This window comes from Leifsonia sp. RAF41, assembly GCF_052114085.1.
Classification (GTDB): Bacteria; Actinomycetota; Actinomycetes; order Actinomycetales; family Microbacteriaceae; genus Leifsonia.
Genome location: NZ_JBFREB010000001.1, coordinates 1,776,880 through 1,800,555 on the forward strand (window position 1 = coordinate 1,776,880; position 23,676 = coordinate 1,800,555).

At 69.2% G+C, this 23,676-nt stretch carries 20 protein-coding genes, 1 tRNA gene and 1 pseudogene; 10 read left to right on the top strand and 12 right to left on the bottom strand.

Annotated elements, in window-relative coordinates:
• Positions 1–43: 43 nt before the first annotated feature.
• The 9 genes from AB4Y74_RS08565 to AB4Y74_RS08605 all read right to left on the bottom strand — a co-directional run bounded on the left by AB4Y74_RS08565 (position 44) and on the right by AB4Y74_RS08605 (position 8,885).
• Positions 44–2,476, bottom strand: a complete 2,433-nt coding sequence (locus tag AB4Y74_RS08565) for a DEAD/DEAH box helicase (protein WP_441798677.1) — start codon at positions 2,474–2,476, stop codon at positions 44–46.
• Between the two features lie 67 nt (positions 2,477–2,543).
• Positions 2,544–3,296 carry a twin-arginine translocase subunit TatC gene (gene tatC / locus AB4Y74_RS08570; protein ID WP_441800416.1) on the bottom strand — a complete coding sequence of 251 codons (753 nt, stop codon included), beginning with the start codon at positions 3,294–3,296 and terminating at the stop codon, positions 2,544–2,546.
• A 43-nt stretch (positions 3,297–3,339) separates the two neighbouring features.
• Complete coding sequence (tatA, locus tag AB4Y74_RS08575) at positions 3,340–3,651, bottom strand: Sec-independent protein translocase subunit TatA (RefSeq protein WP_441798678.1); 312 nt, start codon at positions 3,649–3,651, stop codon at positions 3,340–3,342.
• Between the two features lie 4 nt (positions 3,652–3,655).
• Positions 3,656–4,015, bottom strand: a complete 360-nt coding sequence (locus tag AB4Y74_RS08580) for a hypothetical protein (RefSeq protein WP_441798679.1) — start codon at positions 4,013–4,015, stop codon at positions 3,656–3,658.
• Positions 4,016–4,024: 9 nt separating this feature from the next.
• Positions 4,025–5,020, bottom strand: a complete 996-nt coding sequence (locus AB4Y74_RS08585) for a helix-turn-helix transcriptional regulator (RefSeq protein WP_441798680.1) — start codon at positions 5,018–5,020, stop codon at positions 4,025–4,027.
• Positions 5,013–6,077 (bottom strand): helix-turn-helix transcriptional regulator, encoded by a 1,065-nt coding sequence (locus tag AB4Y74_RS08590; protein WP_441798681.1) that lies wholly within the window; start codon positions 6,075–6,077, stop codon positions 5,013–5,015. Before AB4Y74_RS08590 ends, AB4Y74_RS08585 begins: the two co-directional genes overlap by 8 nt.
• A gap of 21 nt (positions 6,078–6,098) precedes the next feature.
• Complete coding sequence (locus AB4Y74_RS08595; RefSeq protein ID WP_441798682.1) at positions 6,099–7,049, bottom strand: peptidylprolyl isomerase; 951 nt, start codon at positions 7,047–7,049, stop codon at positions 6,099–6,101.
• Between the two features lie 73 nt (positions 7,050–7,122).
• Entirely contained in the window at positions 7,123–8,163 is a 1,041-nt protein-coding gene (locus tag AB4Y74_RS08600; RefSeq protein WP_441798683.1) for a tRNA (adenine-N1)-methyltransferase, read from the bottom strand.
• The gene (locus tag AB4Y74_RS08605; RefSeq protein WP_441798684.1) at positions 8,160–8,885 is read right to left on the bottom strand and encodes an HAD family hydrolase; all 726 of its coding nucleotides are present in this window, start codon (positions 8,883–8,885) and stop codon (positions 8,160–8,162) included. Before AB4Y74_RS08605 ends, AB4Y74_RS08600 begins: the two co-directional genes overlap by 4 nt.
• Positions 8,886–8,972: 87 nt before the next feature.
• Between AB4Y74_RS08605 and AB4Y74_RS08610 the strand changes: the two genes are divergently transcribed.
• Entirely contained in the window at positions 8,973–9,908 is a 936-nt protein-coding gene (locus AB4Y74_RS08610; RefSeq protein WP_441798685.1) for a proteasome assembly chaperone family protein, read from the top strand.
• Between the two features lie 217 nt (positions 9,909–10,125).
• Here AB4Y74_RS08610 and AB4Y74_RS08615 read toward each other — a convergent pair whose 3' ends face one another.
• Together AB4Y74_RS08615 and AB4Y74_RS08620 are read right to left on the bottom strand one after the other, a co-directional pair.
• On the bottom strand, positions 10,126–10,989 hold the full coding sequence (locus tag AB4Y74_RS08615; protein ID WP_441798686.1) for an undecaprenyl-diphosphate phosphatase: 864 nt from the start codon (positions 10,987–10,989) through the stop codon (positions 10,126–10,128).
• 21 nt (positions 10,990–11,010) lie between these two features.
• Positions 11,011–12,348 carry a M20/M25/M40 family metallo-hydrolase gene (locus tag AB4Y74_RS08620; RefSeq protein ID WP_441798687.1) on the bottom strand — a complete coding sequence of 446 codons (1,338 nt, stop codon included), beginning with the start codon at positions 12,346–12,348 and terminating at the stop codon, positions 11,011–11,013.
• 133 nt (positions 12,349–12,481) lie between these two features.
• Here AB4Y74_RS08620 and AB4Y74_RS08625 point away from each other — a divergent pair.
• The 4 genes and pseudogenes from AB4Y74_RS08625 (at position 12,482) to AB4Y74_RS08640 (ending at position 15,838) form a co-directional block, all read left to right on the top strand.
• Positions 12,482–12,566, top strand: a tRNA-Leu gene (locus AB4Y74_RS08625).
• Between the two features lie 102 nt (positions 12,567–12,668).
• Positions 12,669–13,626 (top strand): annotated as a pseudogene (locus AB4Y74_RS08630) (cation diffusion facilitator family transporter).
• Between the two features lie 66 nt (positions 13,627–13,692).
• The gene (locus AB4Y74_RS08635; RefSeq protein ID WP_441798688.1) at positions 13,693–14,730 is read left to right on the top strand and encodes a helix-turn-helix transcriptional regulator; all 1,038 of its coding nucleotides are present in this window, start codon (positions 13,693–13,695) and stop codon (positions 14,728–14,730) included.
• Between the two features lie 10 nt (positions 14,731–14,740).
• Positions 14,741–15,838, top strand: a complete 1,098-nt coding sequence (locus AB4Y74_RS08640; protein ID WP_441798689.1) for a VIT1/CCC1 transporter family protein — start codon at positions 14,741–14,743, stop codon at positions 15,836–15,838.
• A 7-nt stretch (positions 15,839–15,845) separates the two neighbouring features.
• On the opposite strand, the gene AB4Y74_RS08645 is transcribed toward AB4Y74_RS08640, so the two are convergent.
• Positions 15,846–16,478 (bottom strand): DUF1707 domain-containing protein, encoded by a 633-nt coding sequence (locus AB4Y74_RS08645; RefSeq protein WP_441798690.1) that lies wholly within the window; start codon positions 16,476–16,478, stop codon positions 15,846–15,848.
• 104 nt (positions 16,479–16,582) lie between these two features.
• On the opposite strand from AB4Y74_RS08645, the gene AB4Y74_RS08650 reads away from it, so the two are divergent.
• The 5 genes from AB4Y74_RS08650 (at position 16,583) to AB4Y74_RS08670 (ending at position 23,600) form a co-directional block, all read left to right on the top strand.
• Positions 16,583–19,555, top strand: coding sequence for a DUF7927 domain-containing protein (locus AB4Y74_RS08650; RefSeq protein WP_441798691.1), 2,973 nt, complete (start codon positions 16,583–16,585; stop codon positions 19,553–19,555).
• 79 nt (positions 19,556–19,634) lie between these two features.
• Positions 19,635–19,925 (top strand): DUF6504 family protein, encoded by a 291-nt coding sequence (locus AB4Y74_RS08655; protein ID WP_441798692.1) that lies wholly within the window; start codon positions 19,635–19,637, stop codon positions 19,923–19,925.
• Between the two features lie 94 nt (positions 19,926–20,019).
• A complete protein-coding gene (locus AB4Y74_RS08660) occupies positions 20,020–20,853 on the top strand; it encodes a DUF3097 domain-containing protein (RefSeq protein ID WP_441800417.1) in 834 nt (277 codons plus the stop codon).
• A gap of 367 nt (positions 20,854–21,220) precedes the next feature.
• Positions 21,221–21,913, top strand: a complete 693-nt coding sequence (locus AB4Y74_RS08665; protein ID WP_441798693.1) for a hypothetical protein — start codon at positions 21,221–21,223, stop codon at positions 21,911–21,913.
• A gap of 115 nt (positions 21,914–22,028) precedes the next feature.
• Positions 22,029–23,600 carry a DNA polymerase Y family protein gene (locus tag AB4Y74_RS08670; protein WP_441798694.1) on the top strand — a complete coding sequence of 524 codons (1,572 nt, stop codon included), beginning with the start codon at positions 22,029–22,031 and terminating at the stop codon, positions 23,598–23,600.
• Positions 23,601–23,676: the final 76 nt, after the last annotated feature.

Sequence of the window (23,676 nt, forward strand, 5' to 3'; positions counted from 1 at the left end):
CCGCTCAGGCCGCCGACTCACGCCGCCGACTCACGCCGCCGACTCACGCCACTGATGAGTAGGCGACGATTCCCCGGCGGATCGACTCGAGCGCCTGCCGCGCGACGCGCCCGACGTTCCCTTGTGCGACGAGCGACAGCTGATCGAGGAGGTCGATCGTCTGCTTGGCCCACCGGACGAAGTCTCCAGCCGCCATGTCCGCCTCCGACAGCACCGCATCGAGGCCCGAACCGCGCGACCACATCCACATTGCCAGCGCGATGGTCGTCGACGGGGGCTCGCTGCCAGGCAGGCGGTTGTCCTGCTCCAGGTCGTCCAGCTTGCTCCAGAGCTCGACCGTCCGCTCCAGGGCGGGCCGGAACGCCCCGCGCGGCAGGGTGCGCTCGCTGGCAAGTCCGTCGTCCCGACGGGGCTCGAACACCAGAGCGCACGCCATCGCGGCGAGTCCGGGGGCGTCGAGGTCCTTCCAGACGTTGCGGCGCAGGCACTCGGCGACCAGCAGATCCCGCTCGCCGTAGATGCGCTTGAGCGTGCGTCCATGGACCGTCAACGCAACCTCGCCGTCCTCCTCCTGGAGGTAGCCCAACTCCAGCAGGACGTCGGACACCCGGTCGAACACCTTCGCGACCGCGCCGGTCCGCGACTGGATCTGCGACCGCAGCTTGTCGGTGTCGCGCTTCAGCTTCCACCAGCGCTCCGCCCAGCGGGCGTGCTGCTCGCGTTCGGTGCAGCGGTGGCAGGGGTGGTCCTTCATCCGTTTGCGGAGCGCCGCGAGCTGCCGCTGGCGCTTCTCGCGGTCGCTGCTGGAGGACGACTCGATCCGGGAGCCCCTGCGCTCGAGGTCGGTCAGCTCGCGCCGGATGCCGAAGTACTCCCGGAAGTCACCCAGGTGGCAGGTCATCGCCTCCTCGTAACCGGCGAGCGACTGCTCCTGCTGGAGCGCCTTGCGCGCCAGGTCGACCACCGCGTGGTCGGCCTGGAACTGCGCGAACGACGACTCCAGGATCTCCCGCGTCCTGGGCCTCCCGAACTGGTCGATCAGGTTCACGGCCATGTTGTAGGTCGGGCGGAAGCTGGAGTTCAGCGGATAACTGCGCCGGGAGGCGAGCGACGCGACGGACTGCGGGTCGAGGCCGTCCTCCCACTGGATGACGGAATGGCCCTCGACGTCGATGCCGCGACGGCCGGCGCGACCGGTCAGCTGCGTGTACTCCCCCGGGGTAATCGGGACACGCGCTTCGCCGTTGAATTTCTCCAGCTTCTCGAGCACGACCGTTCGCGCGGGCATGTTGATTCCCAGCGCGAGCGTCTCGGTCGCGAAGACCGCCTTTACGAGCTTACGGCGGAACAACTCCTCGACGACCTCCTTGAAGGCCGGCAACATTCCCGCGTGGTGCGCGGCGACACCGCGCTCCAGTCCCTCCAGCCACTCCCAGTAGCCGAGCACGGCGAGGTCCTCATCCAGGAGTGTGCGGCAGCGATCCTCCACGATCTCGCGGATCTCGTCGCGCTCGTGCTGTTCGGTCAGCCGCACGCCGGCGCGCAGCACCTGCTTGACCGCCGCGTCGCACCCGTTCCGGCTGAAGATGAAGAAGATGGCGGGGAGCAGATTGCGGTCGTTCAGCAACCCGACGAGGTCTGCCCGGTTCATCCGGTACCCGTCGGGACGACCGCCCTTGGAGTGGTAGCGGCCCACGTCCCGCATCTGCCGGCTGCTGAGCACCCGGCCGCCGTAGCGGGCCATCTGCACCAGCTCAGGATTCACTCTGTTCGTCGCGGCCAGGCCCGACGAGTCGAACAGGTCGATCAGTTTCGAGCGCATCAGGATGTGCTGCTCCAGCGGCACCGGACGCTCCTCCGACACCACGACCTCCGTGTCCCCGCGCACCGCCTGCAGCCAGTCGCCGAACTCCTCGGCGTTGGACACGGTGGCACTGAGGGACACCATCCGCACCTCCGACGGCAGGTGGATGATGACCTCCTCCCACACGGCCCCCCGGAACCGGTCGGCGAGGTAGTGCACCTCGTCCATGACGACGTACGCGAGGTCGGTAAGCAGGTCCGAGTCGGCGTACAGCATGTTGCGCAGCACTTCGGTCGTCATGACGACGATCCGGGCGCGCGAGTTGATGTTGGTGTCGCCGGTCAGCAGACCGACGGACTCCGGCCCGTACGCGTCGACGAACTCCTGGAACTTCTGGTTGCTCAGGGCCTTCATCGGCGTTGTGTAGAAGACCTTCGCGTTGGCTTCCCGCATCGCCAGGAACACCGCGAACTCGGCGACGATGGTCTTGCCCGCACCCGTCGGGGCGGCGACCAGGACGCTGCTTCCGCGTTCCAGGGAGGCGCACGCCTCGCGCTGGAACGGATCGAGGTCGAAGCGGAGTCCCTCACGAAAGGTCTCGAGCAGGGGCTGGCGGGCCCGGTCGCGCGAGGCGGCGAACCGCTCCGCCGGCGAGAGCGTCTGATCGGTCACCTGTCCAGCCTATGCCCGCTCGGCGACCGTAAGCCGGGACCGGAGCTCCGACCGGCGCCTGGTGCCGCTACGCGGCGAGCTCGGCCTCCAGCCGGTTCGCCACTTTGACGGCGCGGCGGTCGTGCAGCCAGGCGACCCCGTAGGCGGCGAAATACAGCGCCACCATCGGGATCGCCAGCAGGAACATCGAGAGCACGTCGGCCGCGGGGGTCGCGATCGCCGTGAACAGGGCGATCAGGATGAGCGCCCAGCGCCACGAGGCGATGATCGACTTCGCGCTCAGAACACCCACGAAATTGAGCAGCACGAGGAAGACCGGAAGAACGAACGCGATACCGACCGCAAGGACGAGCTTGAGGATGAAGTCGAAGTACGTCTTCGCACCGATGATCGCCGAATCGGCCTCCGGGGCGAAGCTCGTCAGCAGGCTGACGATGTGCGGAACGAGCAGCCAGCCGGTCACTCCCCCAGCGATGAATAGCGGGACGGCCGTGAAGAAGAAGCCGAACCCGTACTTCAGCTCCTTGCGCGTCATGGCGGGAACGAAGAAGGCCCAGATCTGGTACAGCCAGATGGGGCTGGAGATGATCGCCCCGATGGTGATCGCCACCTGCATCTTGAGGTCGAAGGCGCCGGTGATGCTGTCGTAGTTCAGCATCGCCTCACGGCCCTGCTGCTTCGCGATGTCGGTGATCGGACCGCGCATCGCGTTCATCACGTAGTCGCTCAGGAACCACCCGACGACGGCGCCACCGAAGAGGGCCAGCGCCGAACGGAAGAGGCGTTTGCGAAGCTCGATGAAGTGCTCGGCGAGCGTCATCCGTCCTTCGCGGGTCTTGCCTCGCTTGGTGGAGGCCACCGGACTAGGACTTCGGCTTGGATTCGGTCGAGGGGTCGACCGGAGCCGGCGGCACGGGAGCCGGGGCAACTGGAGCCTGCGCTACGGGAGCCGGGGCGGGTGCGCTGGGCGCGACGGTGTTCTGAACCGTACCGTCGGCGGCCGGGTCGGCCTTGTCGCCCTTGCCGTCCTTCTTCAGCTCGTCGACCTCACCCTTGAAGATCCGCATGGACTGGCCGATGCTCTTAGCGAGTCCGGGAAGCTTCGGCGCACCGAAAAGCAGCAGGATCACGGCGAGGATGATGAGCAGATGCCATCCGGTCAGTCCTGCGAACATGAGATCAGGTCCTTCTCAAAAGGTGGGCGAAGCGGTTGGGAACCGTTGCCGGGTCCACATCGACCAGTAGTCTACCGCGCCTGACCCGCGCATCCCTGCGAGCTTGCCGGGCGTACGCGCGAGCGGTAAGCAGGTCGTAGCGTTCGGCGCGCAGTTCTTCGGCATCCTTGAGCACGGCCGGCTCGAAGCGTTCGTGCAGTTCGTCGGACCGGCGGGACAGCACCTCCGCCTTCTCCATCAGCGCAGCGGCCTCGCGCCCGGCCGCGACGACCTTGCGGAACAGCCACCAGGCGAAGAAGCCGAGCATGCCGAGGAGACCGAGCACGAGCACGGTCCAGATCAGCAGCCACGACCACCAGGGCACGTGCCCAGCCTAGCGCTGAACGTTCTGGCTGCCGGTGTACCGCTCGGCACCGGCACGCGCCCAGCCGGCGACCACCTGACGTGCCTCGGGCGGGTCGAGCACCGTGAGCACGCCGGAAAGCCCCGCGACCAGCCGCTTGAGGCCGTGGAAGTGGGCGACACGGACGCTCGTGCGGATGACGCCTCCCCGGTCCTCGCGCTCGGCACCTTCGGGGATGTAGTCCTCGATGAGGCGGATCGCGGACGCGGACACATCCACGGTCACCAGCTGATCTTCGTCGGTGCCGGTGAACAGCGTCTCGGGGAGCTTCACGTCGCCCGGCCGGTAGGTGATCGACTCCTGCGTCGCGACCAGGTCGTCGATGCGATCCAGCCGGAACGTGCGGATGGCCGTACGCAGGTGGTCCCAACCGCGCAGATACCAGTCCTGATCGACCGACTCGATCCGCAACGGGTCGACGCGGCGGCGCTCGTGTTCTCCGCGCGAGCTCAGGTAGTCGAACTCCACCTGCACACCGGCGATGACGGCGTCGCGGATGGTCGCCAGGACCTCGTCGGTCTCGGATCGAGCCACCGCGAGCTGACTCGGGGCGGCGGATGCGCCGCGCGCCAACTTGGCCATCAGCGAGCCGATCGCATCCCGGTCGGCATTCTCGGGCAGGGCCGTCAGGTATTGCAGGCCCGCGATCAGTGCTGCCGCTTCGCGCGCCGAGAAGCGCGGCGAGTCGTCGATCGCCACCTGGTGGGTGAGGACGATCTGGTCGTTCTCCTCGAAGTCGTCCCAGGCGATGTCGAAAAGATCGCCGGGCTGGTACGCGTTCGTCTCGCCGGGGATGCCGGAGACAGCGATCAGGCGCACCGCGTCGCGCAGCTGCTCCTGCTCGACGCCGAAGTGCTCGGCGGCCTCGGCGACGCTGACCCGGTCGCGGTCCATCAGGTACGGCACGAGAGCAAGCAGGAACGCGAGCTTGTCCTGCGCCTGCATCGGCTTGCGGCGCTCAGCCATGCGCACTCTCCCCCGCGGTGTCCGGTGTGCCGCCGTGCCCGGCGACGACCGCTTCGAGTCGTTGCAGCACCTGGTCGCGCAGCTCCTGCGGCGCGAGCACCAGGACCTCCGGGCCGAACGAGGCCAGCTGGTCCGCGAGGATGTTGCTGTCGGAGAAGTTCACGGTCAGGCGCATCGGCTGCCCTTCGGCGCCGACGGGAACGGCATCGCCGTAACGTTTTCCGAGCCGAGTGGCCGCATCCGTGCCGGCCGTCACCTCGATCTCGGCGACGTTCGACTCCCAGATCCGCTCCAGCTCGAGGAGCGCTCGATCGGCGAACGCCTCGCCGCCGACGCGATACTGCTCCGGGTCGAACACCCGTGCGGTCAGCTTCACGGGACCGACGACGCGGGACAGCAGGAACGTACGCGACCCGTTCGCCTCCTGGTCGATGCCCTGCAGGTGCCAGCGACCCTGGTGCTGCACCAGCGCGAGTGGAGCGACGGTGCGCTGCCGCGAGGCGCTCTCACCCGGCTTGAGGTACGGGAACTGGACCACGACGTGCCGCTCGAGCGCCTGGCTGAACGGCTCGAAAGCGGTCTCGCGCACCCGCAGCCGGGGAGCGTAGCCGACCACCGGATCGTCCGCCTCGACGCCGAGCGACCGCAGCTTCATGAGGGCGCGACGCGACTCCCCCGACAACGAGCCTTCGCGCCACACCGCGGCGGCCAGGCCCAGCAGCGTGAGCTCCTCCGGCGAGAAGACCACGTCGGCGGGCAGGTCGTATGCGCCTTTCGGAATGCGGTAGCGGAGCAGCTGATTGTTGCCGGATGCTTCCGGTGCCTCGACCGTCTCCAGCGGAACCCCGAGCTCACGGATGTCGTCTTTGTCGCGCTCGAACTGGCGCTCCAGGCTGCTGTTGTCACCGTGCGCCTCGTACCGCTGGCGGTATCCCTGCACGGTCGACAGGATCTCGCTCTTGGTCAGGCCGTTCTCGGTGGCGAGCAGCGCCAGCACGAGGCTGAACAGACGCTCCTCGACCGGGACGCGCGCGGGCGAGGACGAGGAACGGGACACCCGTCCATCCTAGTGCGCGGGCTAGCGGATCCCCAGGATGTCGACGACCCACGCGGCCGCGGGAACCTGGCCCTCGGTAGGCGCCTCGATGACGACCTGCGAGCCGACCTGCTTGCCGACGAGCTGGCCGAGGACGGCCTGAGGGAGCGCCTGGTTCAGCTGGCTCTGACCGGTGCCGATGGACACGAGGTCGGGCGAGCCGGACTGCCAGCTGGAGAAGACGATGTTCTTATTGTCCCAGCCCACTGCGGTGTACTGCAGGATCGCCAGCGAGTCCTTCTTGACCGTGGCGCCGTCGCCCGCCTTGAGCTGCTCCGTGCGCAACGACTTCGGAGTCGAGCCGGACGACGGGATGGTGATGCCGGGCTGGCCGGTCGGTGCGAGCACCACGGTCGGGAACCCGGACGCGGACGGCCGGACGGCGCCGTTCGCCTTCGCCAGGTAGGCCTTCAGGATGTCGACCACGATCACTCCGGAGCTGGTCGCACCGGAACCGCCCGCGTCCTTCGGGGAGATCACGACGGCGACGCGCGAGCCGACAGGAGCGCACTGGAGCCCCTTGCTCAGCGCCGCGTTGCCGGCACCGAGCGCTAGCGGGTACGTGTCGCCGCTGCCGTAGGAGGTCTGCTGCACCGCGCCGGTCGCACCGTCCAGGATCGTGTACTGGATCTCGACGACCTGGCCCTGGTGCACCTGCTCGCCGGTGCCCTCGGTGATGATGGTGCGCTCGGACTTCTTCGTGTCGAGCGGCGTCGGCACCGTGATCTTCGGCTTGGCACCGATCTTGCCCGTGGCCTCCACCAGCTGCGACGCCGAACCCGATGGGAGCGCCGTGCCGCAGTCTGCGTTCGGATTCGTGGAGCATCCGGTCAGGGCCACGGCCACCAGGGCGGAGGCTCCGATGACGGCGGCTGCACGACCGAGCACGGTCGCTCGGGTGCGGGCGGTTGCGCGGCGGACTGCTCCAGGCACGGGTCCTCTTTCGGTGCGTTCGGTGGGGGCGCGGGACAGCCGTCGTCGACGCGCGGTGTCCCGGTGACTCATGCTAGCCGACGCTCGGAGCGTCCTCGTCCGTGTCCAGCGGAGCATCAGCGTCCTCATCGGAACCACGCGACTTCGCCAGATCGGCGCTCGCGGTGGCTTCGCGCATGCGCTTGCGGAGACTCTTCGGGCTGGACTGCCGCTCGCCGAGCGCGCCGGGTGTCCATGCCTCGACGTCCGCATCGGAATAGTCGGACTTGGAGGGACGCCGTTTGAGCTCCGGCAGGACCGTCCCGGGCGCGAGCCGCCGGGCCGTGATCAGGAAGCCGGTGTGCGCGATCATCCGGTGATCGGGTCGCACCGCCAGCCCCTCGACGTGCCAGCCGCGCACCATGGTCTCGTTCGACTGCGGGTGAGTGAAGTCTCCGGAGGCGCGGATCGCCTCCGCGACGCGCGACAGCTGCGTGACAGTGGCGACGTAGCAGATGACGACTCCGCCGGGCTTGAGTGCCTGGGTGACCACATCCAGCGTCTCCCACGGGGCCAGCATGTCGAGTACGACCCGGTCGACCGTCCCCGGTTCGACGGCGGCGGGCAGGGCATCCTGCAGGTCGCCGACGGTCAGCGTCCAGTTCTCAGGGTCGGCCCCGAGGAAGGTGGCCCCGTTGGCGCGGGCGACCTCGGCGAACTCCTCACGCCGCTCGAACGACAGCAGCTGCCCCTCCGGACCGATGGCGCGCAGCAGCCAGAGCGACAGGGCGCCGGAGCCGACGCCCGCCTCGACCACGGTCGCGCCCGGGAAGATGTCCGCCAGGGCGAGGATCTGCGCCGCATCCTTCGGGTAGACGATCGCCGCACCGCGCGGCATCGACATGACGAAGTCGGTCAGAAGCGGGCGAAGCGCCAGGTGTTCGACACCGGCATTGTTGCTGACGACCGAGCCGTCCGGGAGACCGATGATCGCGTCGTGCTCCAGGACGCCGCGGTGGCTGTGGAACAGCTTGCCGGGCTCCAGGGTGATGGTGTTCATGCGGCCCTTCGGACCCGTCAGTTGCACGCGATCGCCCGCGCGGAACGGGCCGGAGCTGCGTCGCGTCTCGTTCATCGTCCGACCGCCTCTCGGCGGGCGCGGGCCACCGCGACGACGTCGTCGGCGGTCCGGCCTTCCAGCGACCCCCACAGGGTGTGCGCATCCGACTCGGGCAACGGCACGATGTGAGGGACACCGATCGTCGCGGCGCCCGAGGCGACCGCCGACGACAGGCCGACCAGGGAGTCCTCGATGGCGACGGTGTCCGCCGCGTCCACACCGAGCAGGCGAGCAGCTCGCAAGTACGGCTCGGGTGCGGGCTTCGGCTCATCCACCTCGTCGCCGCTCACGATGACGTCGAACGCGTCGAAGGGGATGTGCCCGACGATCTGCTCCGCCATCCGGCGCACCGACATGGTCACCAGGGCGGTGGGGATGCCGCGCTGCCGCAGCGACTCCAGCAGTTCACGGGCGCCGGGCCGCCATGGCACGCCATCCTGGTCGAGCTTCTGCTGCACGCGGTCGGTCAGCCACTGCACGATCTCGTCAGCGTCCAGGTCGACACCGCGCGAACGCAGGATCTCTGCCGAGTTCCACAGGCCCAGCCCGACGAGCAGCAGACCGTCGTCGTGGGTCCAGGTGCCGCCGAAGGAGCCGACGAGCTCCTGCTCGGAGGCCATCCAGTACGGCTCCGTGTCGACAAGGGTGCCGTCCATATCCCACAGGACGGCAGCGGGGAGCCCGGCCGCATCCTGTTCGATGGGGGCCTGTTCGCTGCGGGGGGAAGACGCGGTCACAACGGGCAAGTCTATCGGCAGAGGCACGGGCCTATCCTTGAGGGATGGCGCTCCGACCGGTCGCCGGGAAGGACGAGGGACGACTTCGTGACTGACGGACAGAACATCCTCGGCGGCCGCATCCTCGTGGTTGCGTTCGAAGGCTGGAACGACGCGGGCGAAGCGGCCAGCGGTGCGGTGAAGACGCTCAAGGAACAGCTCGAGGTGGTCCCCATCGCGGAGGTCGACCCTGAGCTCTACTTCGACTTCCAGTTCAACCGGCCCGTGGTGACCGACGATGATGGGCGCCGCCGCCTGATCTGGCCGTCCGCGGCTGTATACGGCCCCTCCCTGCCCGGGCGTGTCCCCGAAGACCTCGCCGGTGACGCCGAGCTGACCGTCACGGGCGACAATGCGGGGAACATCTTCCTGCTGCTCGGCACCGAACCGTCCCGCAGCTGGCGTAGTTTCACCGCCGAGGTCATGGATGTGGCCCTCGCCGCCGACATCGGCGCAGTCGTCTTCCTCGGCGCCATGCTCGCCGACGTTCCGCACACGCGCCCGATCTCGGTCTTCGCGTCCAGCGACAACGCCGCGGTCCGGGCCGAGCTCGGCGTCGAGCGCTCCAACTACGAGGGGCCGGTCGGGATCCTCAGCGCGCTCGCCGAAGGGGCGGAGGACGTGGGCATCCCGACCATCATGATCTGGGCGTCGGTCCCCCACTACGTGCACAACGCGCCCAGCCCGAAGGCGGTGCTGGCGCTGATCGACAAGCTGGAAGAACTGGTCGACGTGACGATCCCGCGCGGGACGCTCGTCGATGAGGCGGCCGCCTGGGAGGCGGGCATCGACGCGCTCGCGGCGGACGACGAAGAGATGGCGTCGTACATCCAGCAGCTGGAGCAGGCGCGGGACACCGTCGATTCCCCCGAGGCGAGCGGCGAGGCGATCGCGCAGGAGTTCGAGCGCTACCTCCGCCGCCGGGGCGACGGACGCGATGGTGGCACAGCGGGCCGCGCGCCCGACGACCCGCGCCGCGGCTGACCGCGCCGCGCGCCTGGCCGGCTCCAGAGATTCGTGCCGAATGTGCGCTTCGGCGACGGCATAACGACAATTCGTGCCGAATGTGCGCTGTCGCGACGGCAGAACGACGATTCGTGCCAAATCGCGGTTGTGGCGACGCCGCGATTTGCGCCAAATCATGGTTGTGGCGGGCGCATAACCGCGATTTGCGCCAAATCCCGCGACCGTAGCGGCCGGATCAGGCCTGCAGGACGCCGGTGGCGAGCAGGACCATCAGCAGTGCGCCGAGCGCGATGCGGTAGATGACGAACGGCAGGAAGCTGCGGCGCGAGATGTAACCCATGAAGAGCGCGATGACCAGCAGTCCCACCACGAAGGCGACGACGGTCGCTGCGGCCGTCTCTACCGGGCCGAAGACCTCGGGCGTGCAGGTGCCGGCGCTTGCGAGCGCCTGCGTGCACGGCTCCTTGACGGCCTTGTACAGCTGGTAGAAGCCGCTGCCGAAGACCGCGGGGAGCGCCAGGAGGAACGAGTAGCGCGCGGCGGCACGGCGCTGGTAGCCCATGAACAGCCCTGCGGTGATGGTGCCGCCCGAGCGCGAGACACCCGGGATCAGCGCCAGCGCCTGCGCGAAGCCGAAGATGATGCCATCCACCCACGAGAGCTCCCGCAGGCGCTTGGTCTTGGCCCCGACCCAGTCGGCGATCCCGAGCAGGATGCCGAAGACGATGAGCGTCGTGGCGACGATCCAGAGCGAACGGAACGTCGTCTCGATCTGGTTCTGGAAGAACAGGCCGAGCACCACGATCGGAATGCTGCCCAGGATGACGAGCCATCCCATCCGTGCGTCCGGGTCGTTCCGTGGGATGCGGCCGAACAGCGCGCGGAACCACTGCGCGACGATCCGTACGATGTCGCGCCAGAAGTACAGCAGCACCGCTGCTTCCGTGCCGAGCTGGATGATCGCGGTGAAGCGGGCGCCGGGGTCGGCGCCGGTCCCGAGCAGCTCCCCGACGATTCGGATGTGGGCCGACGACGAGATCGGGAGGAACTCGGTGAGCCCCTGGACGAGGCCGAGGATCAGAGCGTTGATGAAGTCCATACGGTGATGAGGTTCCCGGGGTCAGTAGGAGCGCAGAAGGTCGCGGAGCACGGTCCTTCCGAACACTAGCGCGTCGAGGGGCACCCGCTCATCCACTCCGTGGAACATACCGGGGAAGTCGAGATCCGCGGGCAGGCGCAACGGCGCGAAGCCGTATCCGGTGATCCCGAGCTTGCTCAGCGCCTTGTTGTCGGTGCCGCCCGAGAGGAGGTACGGCAGCACGGGCGCCTCCGGGTCGTGCCGCTGCAGCGTGCCCGTGATGGCATCGACGAGGCCACCGCCGAACTCGGCCTCGAGGCCGATGTCGCGGTGCATGACCTGGATCTCCACGTCGTCGCCGATCAGCTCCCGGACCCGGGCGAGCACCGCATCCTCTTCGCCGGGCAGCGTGCGGATGTCGATCAACGCCTCCGCCGTATCCGGGATGACGTTGTGCTTGTAACCCGCCTCGAGAACGGTCGGGTTGGTGGTGGTGCGCAGTGTGGCGAGGATGAAACCGGCCGCCGTGCCGGTGCGGATGACGACCTCGTCCGGGCCGATGCGCTGCGGGTCGACGTCGAGGAGCCGGCCGAGTTCGCCGATCAGGCGCATCGTCGTCGCGGTGAGCTGGAGCGGCCACTCCTCGCGACCGATCGTGACGACGGCCTCAGCCAGCTTGGTAATCGCGTTGTCGCGGATGAGTCGCGAGCCGTGAGCAGCGCGTCCGCGGGCGATCAGCTTGATCCAGACCAGCGACTTCTCGCCGGTCTGCAGCAGGTAGGCGCGCCGACCGGCCAGGTCGATGGAGTAGCCGCCGACTTCGCTGATCGCCTCGGTCGCTCCCGCGAACAGCTCCGGGTGGTTGTCGACGAGGTGGTGCGAACCGCGACGGCCGCCGTCCTCCTCGTCGGCGAAGAAGGCCACGACCAGGTCGCGTGCCGGACGCTCCCCCGCGTTCAGGATGTCGCCGACCGCGGTCAGGATCATCGCATCCATGTTCTTCATGTCGACGGCACCGCGACCCCAGAGCAGGCCGTCCTTGATTTCGCCGCCGAAGGGGTCGACCGTCCAGTTGCGGGGGTCGGCGGGCACCACATCCAGGTGACCGTGAACGACGAGCGCCGGCTTGCTCGGGTCGGCGCCCTCGACGCGCGAGACGACGCTCACGCGGCCGGGATCCGACTCGAAGACCTGCGGCCTCAGCCCCAGTTCGGCGAGCTTCGCCTCCACGTACTCTGCGGCGTCGGCTTCGCCGTTCGACCGCCCCTCACCGTAGTTCGTGGTGTCGAAGCGGATCAGATCGCGGGCGATGACCGCGGTCTCGTCGAGGCCGACGGTCTCGTCAGGAGTGGACGCGGGGGTGCGGAGTTCGTCGGTCATCCCTGTACGCTACCGGGCCTCGAATGGCCGCGCGCCGCCACGCCCGGGGTTCCGTTCGAGGTGATCCCGCTCGGAGAATCCATGCTAGGGTTTTTCTTCGGCAGCCGGAGAAGTCCGGAGGCCGCACACCTGAGTCCGGGTGGCGGAAATGGCAGACGCGCTAGCTTGAGGTGCTAGTGCCCGTATAGGGCGTGGGGGTTCAAGTCCCCCCTCGGACACAGAACGAAAAGGCCCCGGTCGGCGACCGGGGCCTTTTGCTGTGCCAGGCGGTCTGTACACGCTCGGGCTCGGCCGTCCGGCGGCGGGGATATGGTGTCGCCATGCCCGAGAAGAAGCGATCCTCGTCGAGCCTGTTCACGGTCGTGCTCGCCTTCGTCGCCAACATCCTGGTCGCGCTCGCGAAGACCGTCGCCGCGGTGATCACCGGTTCAGCGTCCCTGGTCGCCGAAGCGGCGCACTCGTGGGCCGACGCGGGCAACGAGATCTTCCTGATCCAGGCGGAACGCTCGGCCGCGAAGCCACGCGACGCATCCCATCCCGGGGGCTACGGCCGCGATGCGTACGTCTGGAGCCTGTTCGCGGCGGTGGGTCTGTTCACCGCGGGAGCGGTCGTCTCGATCATGCACGGCGTCTCCGCGCTGAACTCCCAGGAGGAGGAGACCGAGTACCTCATCGGCTACCTCGTGCTGGCGGCGGCCTTCGTCTTCGAAGGCATCTCGTTCTTCCAGTCGTACCGTCCGGCACGAGAAGGCTTCGTCGACCGGCACGGGAACCCTGGAGCACGTGTTCAGCACCTCGAACCCGACCCTGCGAGCGGTCTTCGCCGAGGACTCGGCGGCGCTCGTCGGGCTGGTGATCGCCTTCCTCGGTCTGCTGCTGCACGAGCTGACGGGCAATGCGTTCTGGGATGCGCTGGGCTCCATCCTGATCGGCGTGCTGCTGGCCATCGTGGCCGTCGTACTCATCGAGCGGAATCGGCGGTTCCTCCTGGGCGAGCCCGGGTCTGATCGCGCCTGGCAGATCGTCCTGACGACGCTGCTGCGGCATCCCGAGGTCGAGCGGGTGACGTACCTGCACATCGAGTACGTCGGTCCGGAGCGGTTCTACCTGGTGGCCGCGGTGGATCTGAGGGGCGACGACCCCGAGTCGGATGTCGCGGCCGATCTTCAGGACATCGAGGAGCAGCTCGAGCAGTCGCCATGGGTGACGGAGGCGGTGCTCACCCTGTCGCGACCGGGGGCGGAGGCGCTGGTGCCGGCGACCACAAGCGGTGACTGACGCCGCGCGTTCCAGATTGCGGCCATAGCGGACACTATGCGACCGCATCCTCGCCACAATTGAAGCATGGCAAGCACCGGCTCCCGAGCACTCCAACTCCTCTCGCTGCTCCAGACCCACCGCTACTGGCCCGGTCAGGAGCTCGCACAGCAACTGGGGGTCTCGCCGCGCACGCTGCGGCGCGACGTCGAGCGCCTGCGCGACCTCGGCTATCCCGTGGATGCGACCCGCGGCGTGGCGGGCGGCTACCAGCTGGCGGCGGGCGCGTCCCTCCCCCCGCTCGTCGTCGACGACGACGAGGCCGTCGCGCTCGCGGTCGGCCTGCGGACCGCGGCCCAGAGCGGCATCGCGGGGATCGACGAGGCCTCCGTCCGCGCCCTCGCCAAGGTGGTGCAGGTGATGCCGCCACGTCTGCGCCGCCGCGTCGACGCGCTGCGGATGACGACGCTCTCCACCAGCCTCGGACCGTCGCCCATCGCGGACGCGGGTGTTCTCACCGCCCTCGCTCAGGCCTGCCGGGACGAGGAGAGGATCGAATTCGCCTACGTCGCACGGGACGGGCAGGCATCCACGCGCGCGGTGGAGCCCCACCGCCTCGTCTCCATCGAGCGGCGCTGGTACCTGGTCGCGTACGACCTGACCCGATTCGACTGGCGCAGCTTCCGGCTCGACCGCATCGCCGAACCGCGCCCCACCGGCACCCGGTTCCGCCCGCGCGCGCTGCCCGCGGAAGACGCCGCCGAGTACGTGCGCGAATCCCTCCACAGCATCGTCGAGCCGATGGTGGTGGACGCAACGGTCGAGGCGCCGTACGACCGCGTCGTCGAGGTGCTGGGACGCTGGTGCACGGTCGAGGCCAACGGCGACGGGACCAGCGCCGTCCACATCACCGCGGAAAGCGCGGAGTGGGCACTGTTCGGTCTGGCCGCGGTGGATGCGCCCTTCCGGATCGTCGGACCGGAAGAGGCGGTGCTGGCCGCGGCGGACTGGGGCGAGCGCTTCACCCGGTCGGCGGCCGCGCTGACAATGGACGGCGGAGCGAGCACCTCAGCGGCGAGCGCTGCAGCGGGCGGCTCGGAAGGAAATGCGTCCCGCCCCCGTTAAACTCGAAGAGATGACGACCGCAGCCCGCACCCCGACCCCCTCCGACATCAAGAGGTGGCGTCGCTACCTCGCCGACGAGCGGGCTGAGGCTTCGGTGTACCGCGACCTCGCCAGCCGCCGGCAGGGCGAGGAGCGAGAGATCCTCCTCGCGCTCGCCGAGGCGGAGGGCCGTCATGAACAGCACTGGGTCGACCTGCTCGGGGAGAGCGAGGGCCGGCCGCTCCGCGGCGACGTCCGCACCCGGATGCTCGGTTGGCTGGCCCGCCGGTTCGGCTCCGTCTTCGTGCTCGCGCTCGCGCAGCGAGCGGAGGCCCGCTCGCCGTACGCCGAAGACAGCGACGCGACCCCGCAGATGGCGGCGGACGAGCAGGTGCACGAGGAGGTCGTGCGCGCTCTCGCCGCGCGCGGGCGGCAACGCCTCTCTGGAACGTTCCGCGCGGCCGTGTTCGGCGCCAACGACGGCCTGGTCAGCAACCTGGCGCTCGTCCTGGGCGTGAGCGCCAGTGGCGTCGCAAGCCACGTCGTGCTGCTCACCGGCATCTCCGGGCTGTTGGCGGGAGCCCTTTCCATGGGTGCGGGCGAGTACGTCTCGGTGCGGTCGCAGCGCGAGTTGCTCGAAGCCTCCTCCCCCAATCCGGAGACCGGATCCGCCCTCCCTCACCTCGACGTGGATGCGAATGAGCTGACGCTGGTCTACCGGGCGCGTGGGATGTCGCCCGAGGAAGCAGCCGAGCACGCCCGCGAAGTGCTCTCCCAACTGCAGGCGGTGACCTCGCCCATCCCGATCGCACCCACTGCCTCGGACGGGTCGGACGACGAGCACGAAGCGATCGGCACCGGGTGGAATGCCGCGCTGTCGAGCTTCTGCTTCTTCGCGTCGGGGGCGTTGATCCCGATCCTGCCGTTCCTCTTCGGCATGACCGGGACACCGGCGATCATCGTCGCTGCCGTGCTGGTCGGCATCGTTCTGCTGGGGACCGGAGCCGTCGTCGGGCTGCTCTCCGGAGCTTCGCCGCTCAAGCGGGCCGTCCGTCAGCTGCTCATCGGCTATGGGGCTGCCGCGGCGACGTACCTGCTCGGCCTGCTGTTCGGCGCGACGATCGGCTGACGCGCCCTCATCTGCGCCGGCTGGGACCCGATCCGTACGCGATCGCGCCGACCAGCGGGATCAGCAGGAACCAGAGCCAGCTGTACTGGTAGCCCCACGCCATCCCCGTGACGAAGAACAGGATGAGCGACACGAACGGGATGACCGACACGATGAGCAGGCCCCAACGGCTGGACGGCTCGCGGCTGCCTCCGCCCCAACCGGCGCTGGTGCCAGTGTCATACGGCTGCTGGGCGTATGGCGGCTGCGGGTAGGACTGCTGCGGGTACTGGGGGCCTGGCGCGGGTTGCCCGGGTGCCTGTTGCGCCGGCCCTGATTGCGCGGGGTGCCCGCCGAAGTGCGAGGGGTCGAGGCGCAGGCCGCCCGGGAGGTCGGCGAACAGTGGCGTGAGGTCGCCGCGAGTGACCGCTGACCGCGCCGCGATGATGCGCGTCTGCAACTCATCGTCGGTCAGCCTCCCCTCGCCGGCATGGGACTGCAGTGCCGCGACGGCACGCTCCCGTTCGTCGTTGCTGAGGCGCAGCGAAGCGCCGGACGGATCCGCGATGTCGGCCATGCCGTCAGTATGCCAGGAGGGTGCGTCCGTGGTGGAGGGGACGTCCGCGTCTCCGACCGCCTGCTTTGCTGTGGTTGCCTGCATAGGACGCAGCCTGCCGTCACAGCGCGGCTTCCGTCCTCGTCCTCATATTGGGGTCTTCGTACCCCATCCCGCACAGCCCGAGGGCACGAGAGAGGAAGCCGGTCATGGCACGTCGTTCCACATCCCGGACCGTCGGACGACGACGTTGGGGCATCGTCACGGTGCTGGCCTGCCTCGCGGTGGGCTCAGCGACGGCCGCCCTGATCCTGCCGCAGTATTACTCGAACGCGGCGGACACCGCGGTGTCGACGTTCTACAAGACTGCCGTCAATCTCACGAACGGCTCGACGGCGGCCTCCGCCGACGCACCGGGCGGCGCCGTGACGGGCACCGCCAAGCCGGGCGACACGCTGAAATGGACGCTCAGCTATGAGAACAAAGCCAACGACGACGCAGCGCTCTCGGTGCTCGACTTCCTCGCGAACGCCGGAACCTATGTCCCCGGCTCGCTGGAGTTGCCACCGAACCCCAACCCCGCGGGCACACTGAGCCCGCAATACTCGACCGACGACGCAACGGACTGGAAGCCGGGTACTCCCCCGGCCACCGTGACCGGGGTGGGACTCAGCGGAACGCTGGTACCGCGAGGCAAGCAGCAGCGTTCTCTGCCATTCACCGCCGCGCCGACGGTCAATCTCGCCACGACCGGAGGGGATGCGTTCAACGCTGTCGTCCACAACGGACTCGTCTACGCCATCTATCACCACAGCGGGGGCCGAATCGTGTTCTGCGCACAGTTCAACGGTGCGACGTGTCCCGGCTGGCCGACCGACAGCAATGTACAGCAGTGGTCGGCGGCGATCGGGACACCGATCGGGACAGGGACCTCTTTCGCGGGTGTCACCGCGTCGGCGAACGGCACCTGGATCTCAGGAGACCGGATGTACTGGTACGCCGGTCCTTCGGACGCGACCAGCGCTGGGTTGGCCTGTCTCGACCTGTCCACCGTGACACCGACGAGTTGCGGCTACCTCCCGCGGTCGGGACCGGTGGTGAGCAACTCGTTCTCGGCCCAGATCGGCGGCATGGGCCTGCCGGCATCGGATGGAAACTTCTACAGTGCCTCGGTCAGCAACGGATCGGCCTCCCTCACGTGCCTGACCCCTGACGGCGAGCTCTGTGCAGGCGTCGGCACCCTCATGTCGGGCGTCACCAGCGCCAACGTGCTCAGCGCGGCCCCGTTCGGCGACTACGTGTTCATCACGGTCCAGCAGACGGCCACCACGCCATGGAGCACCTATTGCTACAACGTGAAGACCGGTCTGTGCCCGGGACTGTGGCCGCGGCCGAGTTCGCCTGCTGCGTTTCCCGGCGGCACCCCGTTCGTGCCCGTGCTTTCGGCGGCCGGCGTGCTGACCGGCGTGTGCACGGTCACGAACGGTGGAGGCACCTCCTCCTCCTGCTGGGATCTCTCGGGGGTGTCCCTGTCGACCAATCCGTATGCCGGCACGGGGGCGAACTTCACTGCGGGCTACGGCTCGCCCGGCAGCCCGTATGTCACCGGCACGAAGGTCTACGTGTCGAACGGTGACCAGGTCATGTGCCGCGACTTTGCCACCTACTCGGGTTCGGGAGCGGTGCCGTCGTGCGTCGGCTTCAACAACGTCCCCAACGCGAAGAACTACACGGTCATGCCGGTCACCGAACTGGGACCCGACTGCCTGGTCGCCACCGCCGACTCCGGTCAGATCCGGTTCTTCAGCGCGCGCACCGGCGGGGGTTGCACGAACTCCGTTCCCCAGACCGTCGCGGTCACCCCCGCGGCGTACTACTGCGGCAGCGGGGCCGAATCGTTCCGTGGATGGGACACGCTCACGCTTCCGGGGATCGCCTCGGCGGCCTACTCGAGCGCACTCATCACCATCCGCGATCAGAACGGTGCGGTGCTCGCCGGCTACGACAACATACGGATGGCGGCCGGAGCGGAGCTGAGTCTCGCGTCCATCCCGTCGGCGGTGACCTCCCTGACGGCCACCGTGACATTGATCGACGTCACGAATGCAGCGGTTGCGGCGCACGCACAGATCTCCGTCAGCTGGAAGGGCGACCCCTTGCAGCTGTGCTTCCAGACCGTCGTGCCGCCGCGCGCCTGCGATGCGGCCCCGACAGGGCTGTGGAACCAGGCGTGGTCGATCCTGAACTCGGCGACAGGCACCGACGGTCCAGGAGGGAATGGGACGGGGCCGGTGATCTTCGCCGTGCAGGCGGACGATTCCCAGTGCTCGCTGGCCGTCGCGAAGACCTCTCCGCAACAATCGGTTCGGCCGGGCGAGAGAGCGGCCTTCGAAATCACCGTTCGCAATACGGGCTCGCAGGCCTATGACCGGGCAGCGTTCACCGACGACCTGACCGACGTTCTCGCCGAGGCGACGTACAACGGCGACCATGCGGCATCCACAGGCTCGGTCTCCTATGCCCGTCCAGTCCTCTCCTGGTCAGGGGCCCTCGCGCCGGGTGCGTCGGCGACGATCACCTACTCGGCCACGGTCATCAGCCCCGACCTCGGAGACCACCGGCTCGAGAACACCGTCGTCTCACCGACGCGCGGCAACAACTGTCCTCCCGACACACACGATCCGGCGTGCACCGTCGCCGTGGAGGTCCTGGTCGCCGACCTGGTGTGGCGCAAGGTCGACGCGACCGGGGCGAGCAATCTGCTCGCCGGCGCCGCCTGGACCGTGACGCCGGTCGATGACGCAGGGCGACCGACGGCGCCGGACATCGTCGTGCCGGATTGCAGCGAAGAGTCAGCTGCGCTCTGCACCGGGCCTGACAGAGATCCGATGGGCGGGCTGTTCCAGCTGACGGGATTCGGGCCGGGGACATATCACCTGGTCGAGACCCGGGCGCCCGTGGGCTTCGTACTCGATCCGAGGCCGATCCCCGTCACCATCACAGCGGGCACGTTGACGGTAACGCTCCCCGACGTCGTCAATAAGCAACTGCCGGTGCCGGTCATCCCCCTGACCGGCGGCCTCGGCTCCGACCTGCTGACGTACTCGGGCGCAGGGGTGCTGGCGGTGGTCGGGAGTCTCGCCCTGTGGCAGGTCGTCAGACGCTTCCGCTCCGCAACCTGAGTCCGCAGCGCGGGTGCGGTGTCGGCCGTGCACGGTTACACTCGACTCGAACATATGTTCGATAGGCGAGGTGAGTAGCATGACCGAGATCAATGAGGCGGTCGCCGTGTGGACGACCGACGAGGGAATCCCCACGAGGCTGGTGTGGCGATCCACCCGCTACCGGGTCTCCGACACCCCGACCGTCTGGGCGGAGATCTGCACGTGGTGGCGGCCGTTCGGCGAGCATCGGTACACCGTCGGGAGCCTTCCCCGAGAGATCGGCGGCTGGCGGTTCCAGGGAACGGATGAAGACGGCGTCGCCCACGTGTTCGACGTCCGCCACGACGCAATCGACCGGTCCTGGCAGCTGGTGCGGGTGTTCGACTGAGCTCCTGCGGGTCCGGCTGAGCGGTCCGGTTTGGCGTCGAGCGCAGCGTGGCTCCCTCGCCTGCCGGGTCGGGTCGCATAGCCTCCATCGAGTGATGGACGACCGCTACGGAACGGATGTGCTGGCCGGCGACTGGAAGAACGCCGGGCGCAAGCCCGTCCCGACAGTGGAAGCGGTGAGAGATCTGGTGGTCGAAGATGCCGCCACCGGGTTCTGCGGCGCCGTGAGCCGACTCGAAGCGCAGACCATCGAGCTGGAGGACTACTTCGGCAAGAAGCGCGTGTTCCCCCTGACCGGCTCCTTCCTCATCGACGGCGAGCCGGTACGGCTCGTCGCGCCGTCGCGCGCGCCGTCCGGCCCGTCCCGGACGGCGTCCGGGTCGTTCGCGGTCGACGGCCAGAAGGCCCGTGTCGCCCGGGCCAGCCGCATCTTCGTGGAGGGCAGGCACGACGCCGAACTCGTCGAACGCGTCTGGGGCGACGACCTGCGCGTCGAGGGCGTCGTCGTCAAGTACCTGGAGGGTGTCGACGACCTGGACGCGATCGTGAAGGAGTTCCGCCCCGACCGCGACCGGCGGATCGGCGTACTGGTCGACCACCTCGTCCCGAACTCCAAAGAGAGCCGGATCGCGGATCAGGTGGCGCGCGGCCCCTACGGCGCGCACGTCCTCGTGGTCGGGCATCCGTTCGTCGATATCTGGCAGGCGGTGAAGCCCGCTCGCGTCGGACTCTCGGAATGGCCGACGATCCCGCGGTCGGTGCCGTGGAAGCACGGCATTTGCGCTGCGCTCGGACTGCCGCACGCGTCCCAGGCCGACATCGCCCGCGCCTGGAAGCGCATCCTCGGTCAGGTGCGGTCGTACTCCGACCTGGAGCCGGAGCTTCTCGGCCGCGTCGAGCAGCTGATCGACTTCGTCACCGAGCCCTGACGGCCAGGCAAGCCTGACCGGATCCGGGCTCGGCGCAGCCCTGATTGTCGGGGCCTGGAGGAGTCTCGGCGAAGAAGGGCCCAGTTCTCCTCCGTTCCCTACGTTCTGCCCCTCCCTGCGGCCGAATCTCCTCCGTTTCGGGTGGGTGAGGAGGCGTCGGGAAACGGGAGGAGTCACGGTCCGGCGTGCGTGCGATCGCCATGAAGGGAGGAGGCGCGGCGCCGGAGGGGACGGGTTGTCCTCCGTTTTCGACGCCGGAGACCGGACGCTGTCGGACCCGCGGCGTACACTTCCGAACATCTCCGCCTAGGCACGAACGCTCCAAAATACATTTGCGAGTTTCGAACATGTGTTCGAAAATAGGAGGGTGTCACTCGCAGCCCAGCACCTCAGCGAACCGGTCGTCGACCGGGCGCAGGTGCACGAGCTGCAGACCCGCATCCGCCAGATGCAGGCCACCAAGCTCGAGAGCCGGACGCTGCAGACGCATCCCGCGCTCTCCCTGCTGCTTCCCGGCGGCGCGCTCAAGGCCGGCGCGGCCTACTCGGTGCGGGGGTCGACCACACTGCTGATGGCCATGCTGGCCGGCCCGAGCGCAGCCGGCGCGTGGTGCGGGGTGGTCGGGATGCCCGACTTCGGAGCCGAGGCGGCCGGGCGATTCGGCATCGACCTGGAGAGGTTGGTGCTTGTGCCGCATCCCGGCGACGACTGGCTGACCGTGACCGCTGCCATCGTCGACGTGCTCAGCGTGGTCGTGGTCGCGCCGCCGTCCCGCGCCAGAGACGGCGACGTCGCCCGCCTCAGCGCCCGGCTGCGGCAGCGCGAGTCGACCCTCATCGTCGCGGGCGACTGGCCCCAGGTGGAGGCGACCCTGACGGTCGCGCGCAGCGGTTGGGACGGGCTCGGCGCCGGCAACGGCTACCTCTCGTCACGCCGGGTGACGGTGGAGTCCGCGCCACGCGGCGGCGCCGGACCGCGGCGCACCGCCGACCTGTGGCTGCCTGCGGTGGATGAGAGCTTCCGCGCGTCCGCTCCCACCCGCCTCGAGGCGGTGAGCTGATGCGCGACGCAGCCGCCCGCACCACCCCGCGACATTCGTGCCGAATGTCGCTTTTCGCCCCGGGAAACGGGACATTCGGCACGAATGTGGGCACCCATACCACAGGGGCACGACGATGAGCAGGAACACCGCGCACCAGCCCGCCGTCACCCGCACGATCGTGCTGTGGTGCCCCGACTGGCCGGTGATCGCTGCCCGGCAGGCGCTCGACCTCGCCGCCGACCTGCCGTTGGCGCTGGTCGAGAAGGGCCTCGTGTTCGCCTGCTCTGACGCTGCGCGCGCCGACGGCGTGAAGCGCGGGCTGCGGATGCGCGAGGCGCAGGCGCGCTGCCCGCAGCTGGAGGTGATCACGTACGACCCCGTGCTGGATGCGCGCGCTTTCGAGCCGGTGCTCGCCGCCATCGAGGAGATCACGCCCGGCGTGCAGCCGGTGCGGCCCGGCACCTGCGTGCTGCGGGCACGCGGCCCCGCTCGCTACTACGGCGGCGAGGAGGAGGCGGCCGCCGAGCTGCTGCGCTGCCTGGAGGGACTGGGCCTGCCGGACGCGCGGGTCGGCATCGCCGACGGACCGTTCGCGGCCGAGCAGGCCGCCCGTTCCACCGGCCGTTCCCGCGTGCGCGTCATCCCGGCCGGCGACTCCCCCGCGTTCCTGGCGCCCCTGACGGTGGCCCAGCTGGGTCTCGCCGACCTGACCCCGCTGCTGCGCCGCCTCGGCCTGCACACCCTCGGCGACATCGCCGCGCTCTCCCGCGTCGACATGCGGGAGCGGTTCGGCGAGAGGGGCGAGCACGCGCACACCCTCGCCAGCGGGCTCGACGGCGCCGCAGTGGTGCCGCGCACCCCACCGAAGCAGCTCGACCGCGCCATCGAGTTCGAGCCTCCCCTCGACCGGGTCGACCAGGTGACGTTCGCCGTCCGCGGCACGGCCGAGCAGTTCGTGGCCGCCCTGACCAAGGCCGGGCTCGTGTGCACGTCGCTGCGGATCGAGGTGACCGACGAATCCGGCCGCGTCGGCGAGCGCACCTGGCTGCACCCGCGGCTGTTCTCGGCCCCGGATGTGGTGGACCGCGTGCGCTGGCAGCTGCAGGGCGCAGGCTCGATCGACTCGGGCCTGGCGTCGCCGATCGCCCGCGTCGTGCTGGAGCCCGCCGCGGTCGACGACATCGGCCACCACGAGGACGGCCTGTGGGGCGGCGGGGCCGATGAGCGCATCCACCACGGCCTCACCCGCGTGCAGAGCATGCTCGGGCACGACGCCGTGCTCACCGCGACGATCGCGGGTGGGAGGGCACCCGCCGAGCGGCAGGTGCTGGTGCCGTGGGGCGACCGTCCGGTGGGGGTCGCCCGCGCCGACCGCCCGTGGCCCGGGTCCCTGCCCGCCCCTGCGCCGTCGACCGTGTTCGAGGTGCCGCGTCCCGTCGCCGTGCTGACCGAGGAGGGCACCCCGGTCGAGGTGACCGACCGCGGTGACGTGACGGCGCCGATCGTCCGCTTCTCCCCCACCGGTCAGACACGGGATGCGCGCCCGGTGGGGTCGTGGGCGGGCCCGTGGCCGGTGCGGGAGCGGTGGTGGGATGCGTCCCTCTCCCGCGCGCTGTTCCGTTTCCAGCTGGTCGACGCTGACGGGACGGCGTGGCTGCTCGCACTCGCCGGCACCGGCTGGTTCGCCGAGGCCCGCTATGACTGACCCCGGTCCCACCCCATCGCTTCCTCGCTTAATCCGCCGGATGGGGTCGAAACAGCGGATTAATCGAGGAACCGAT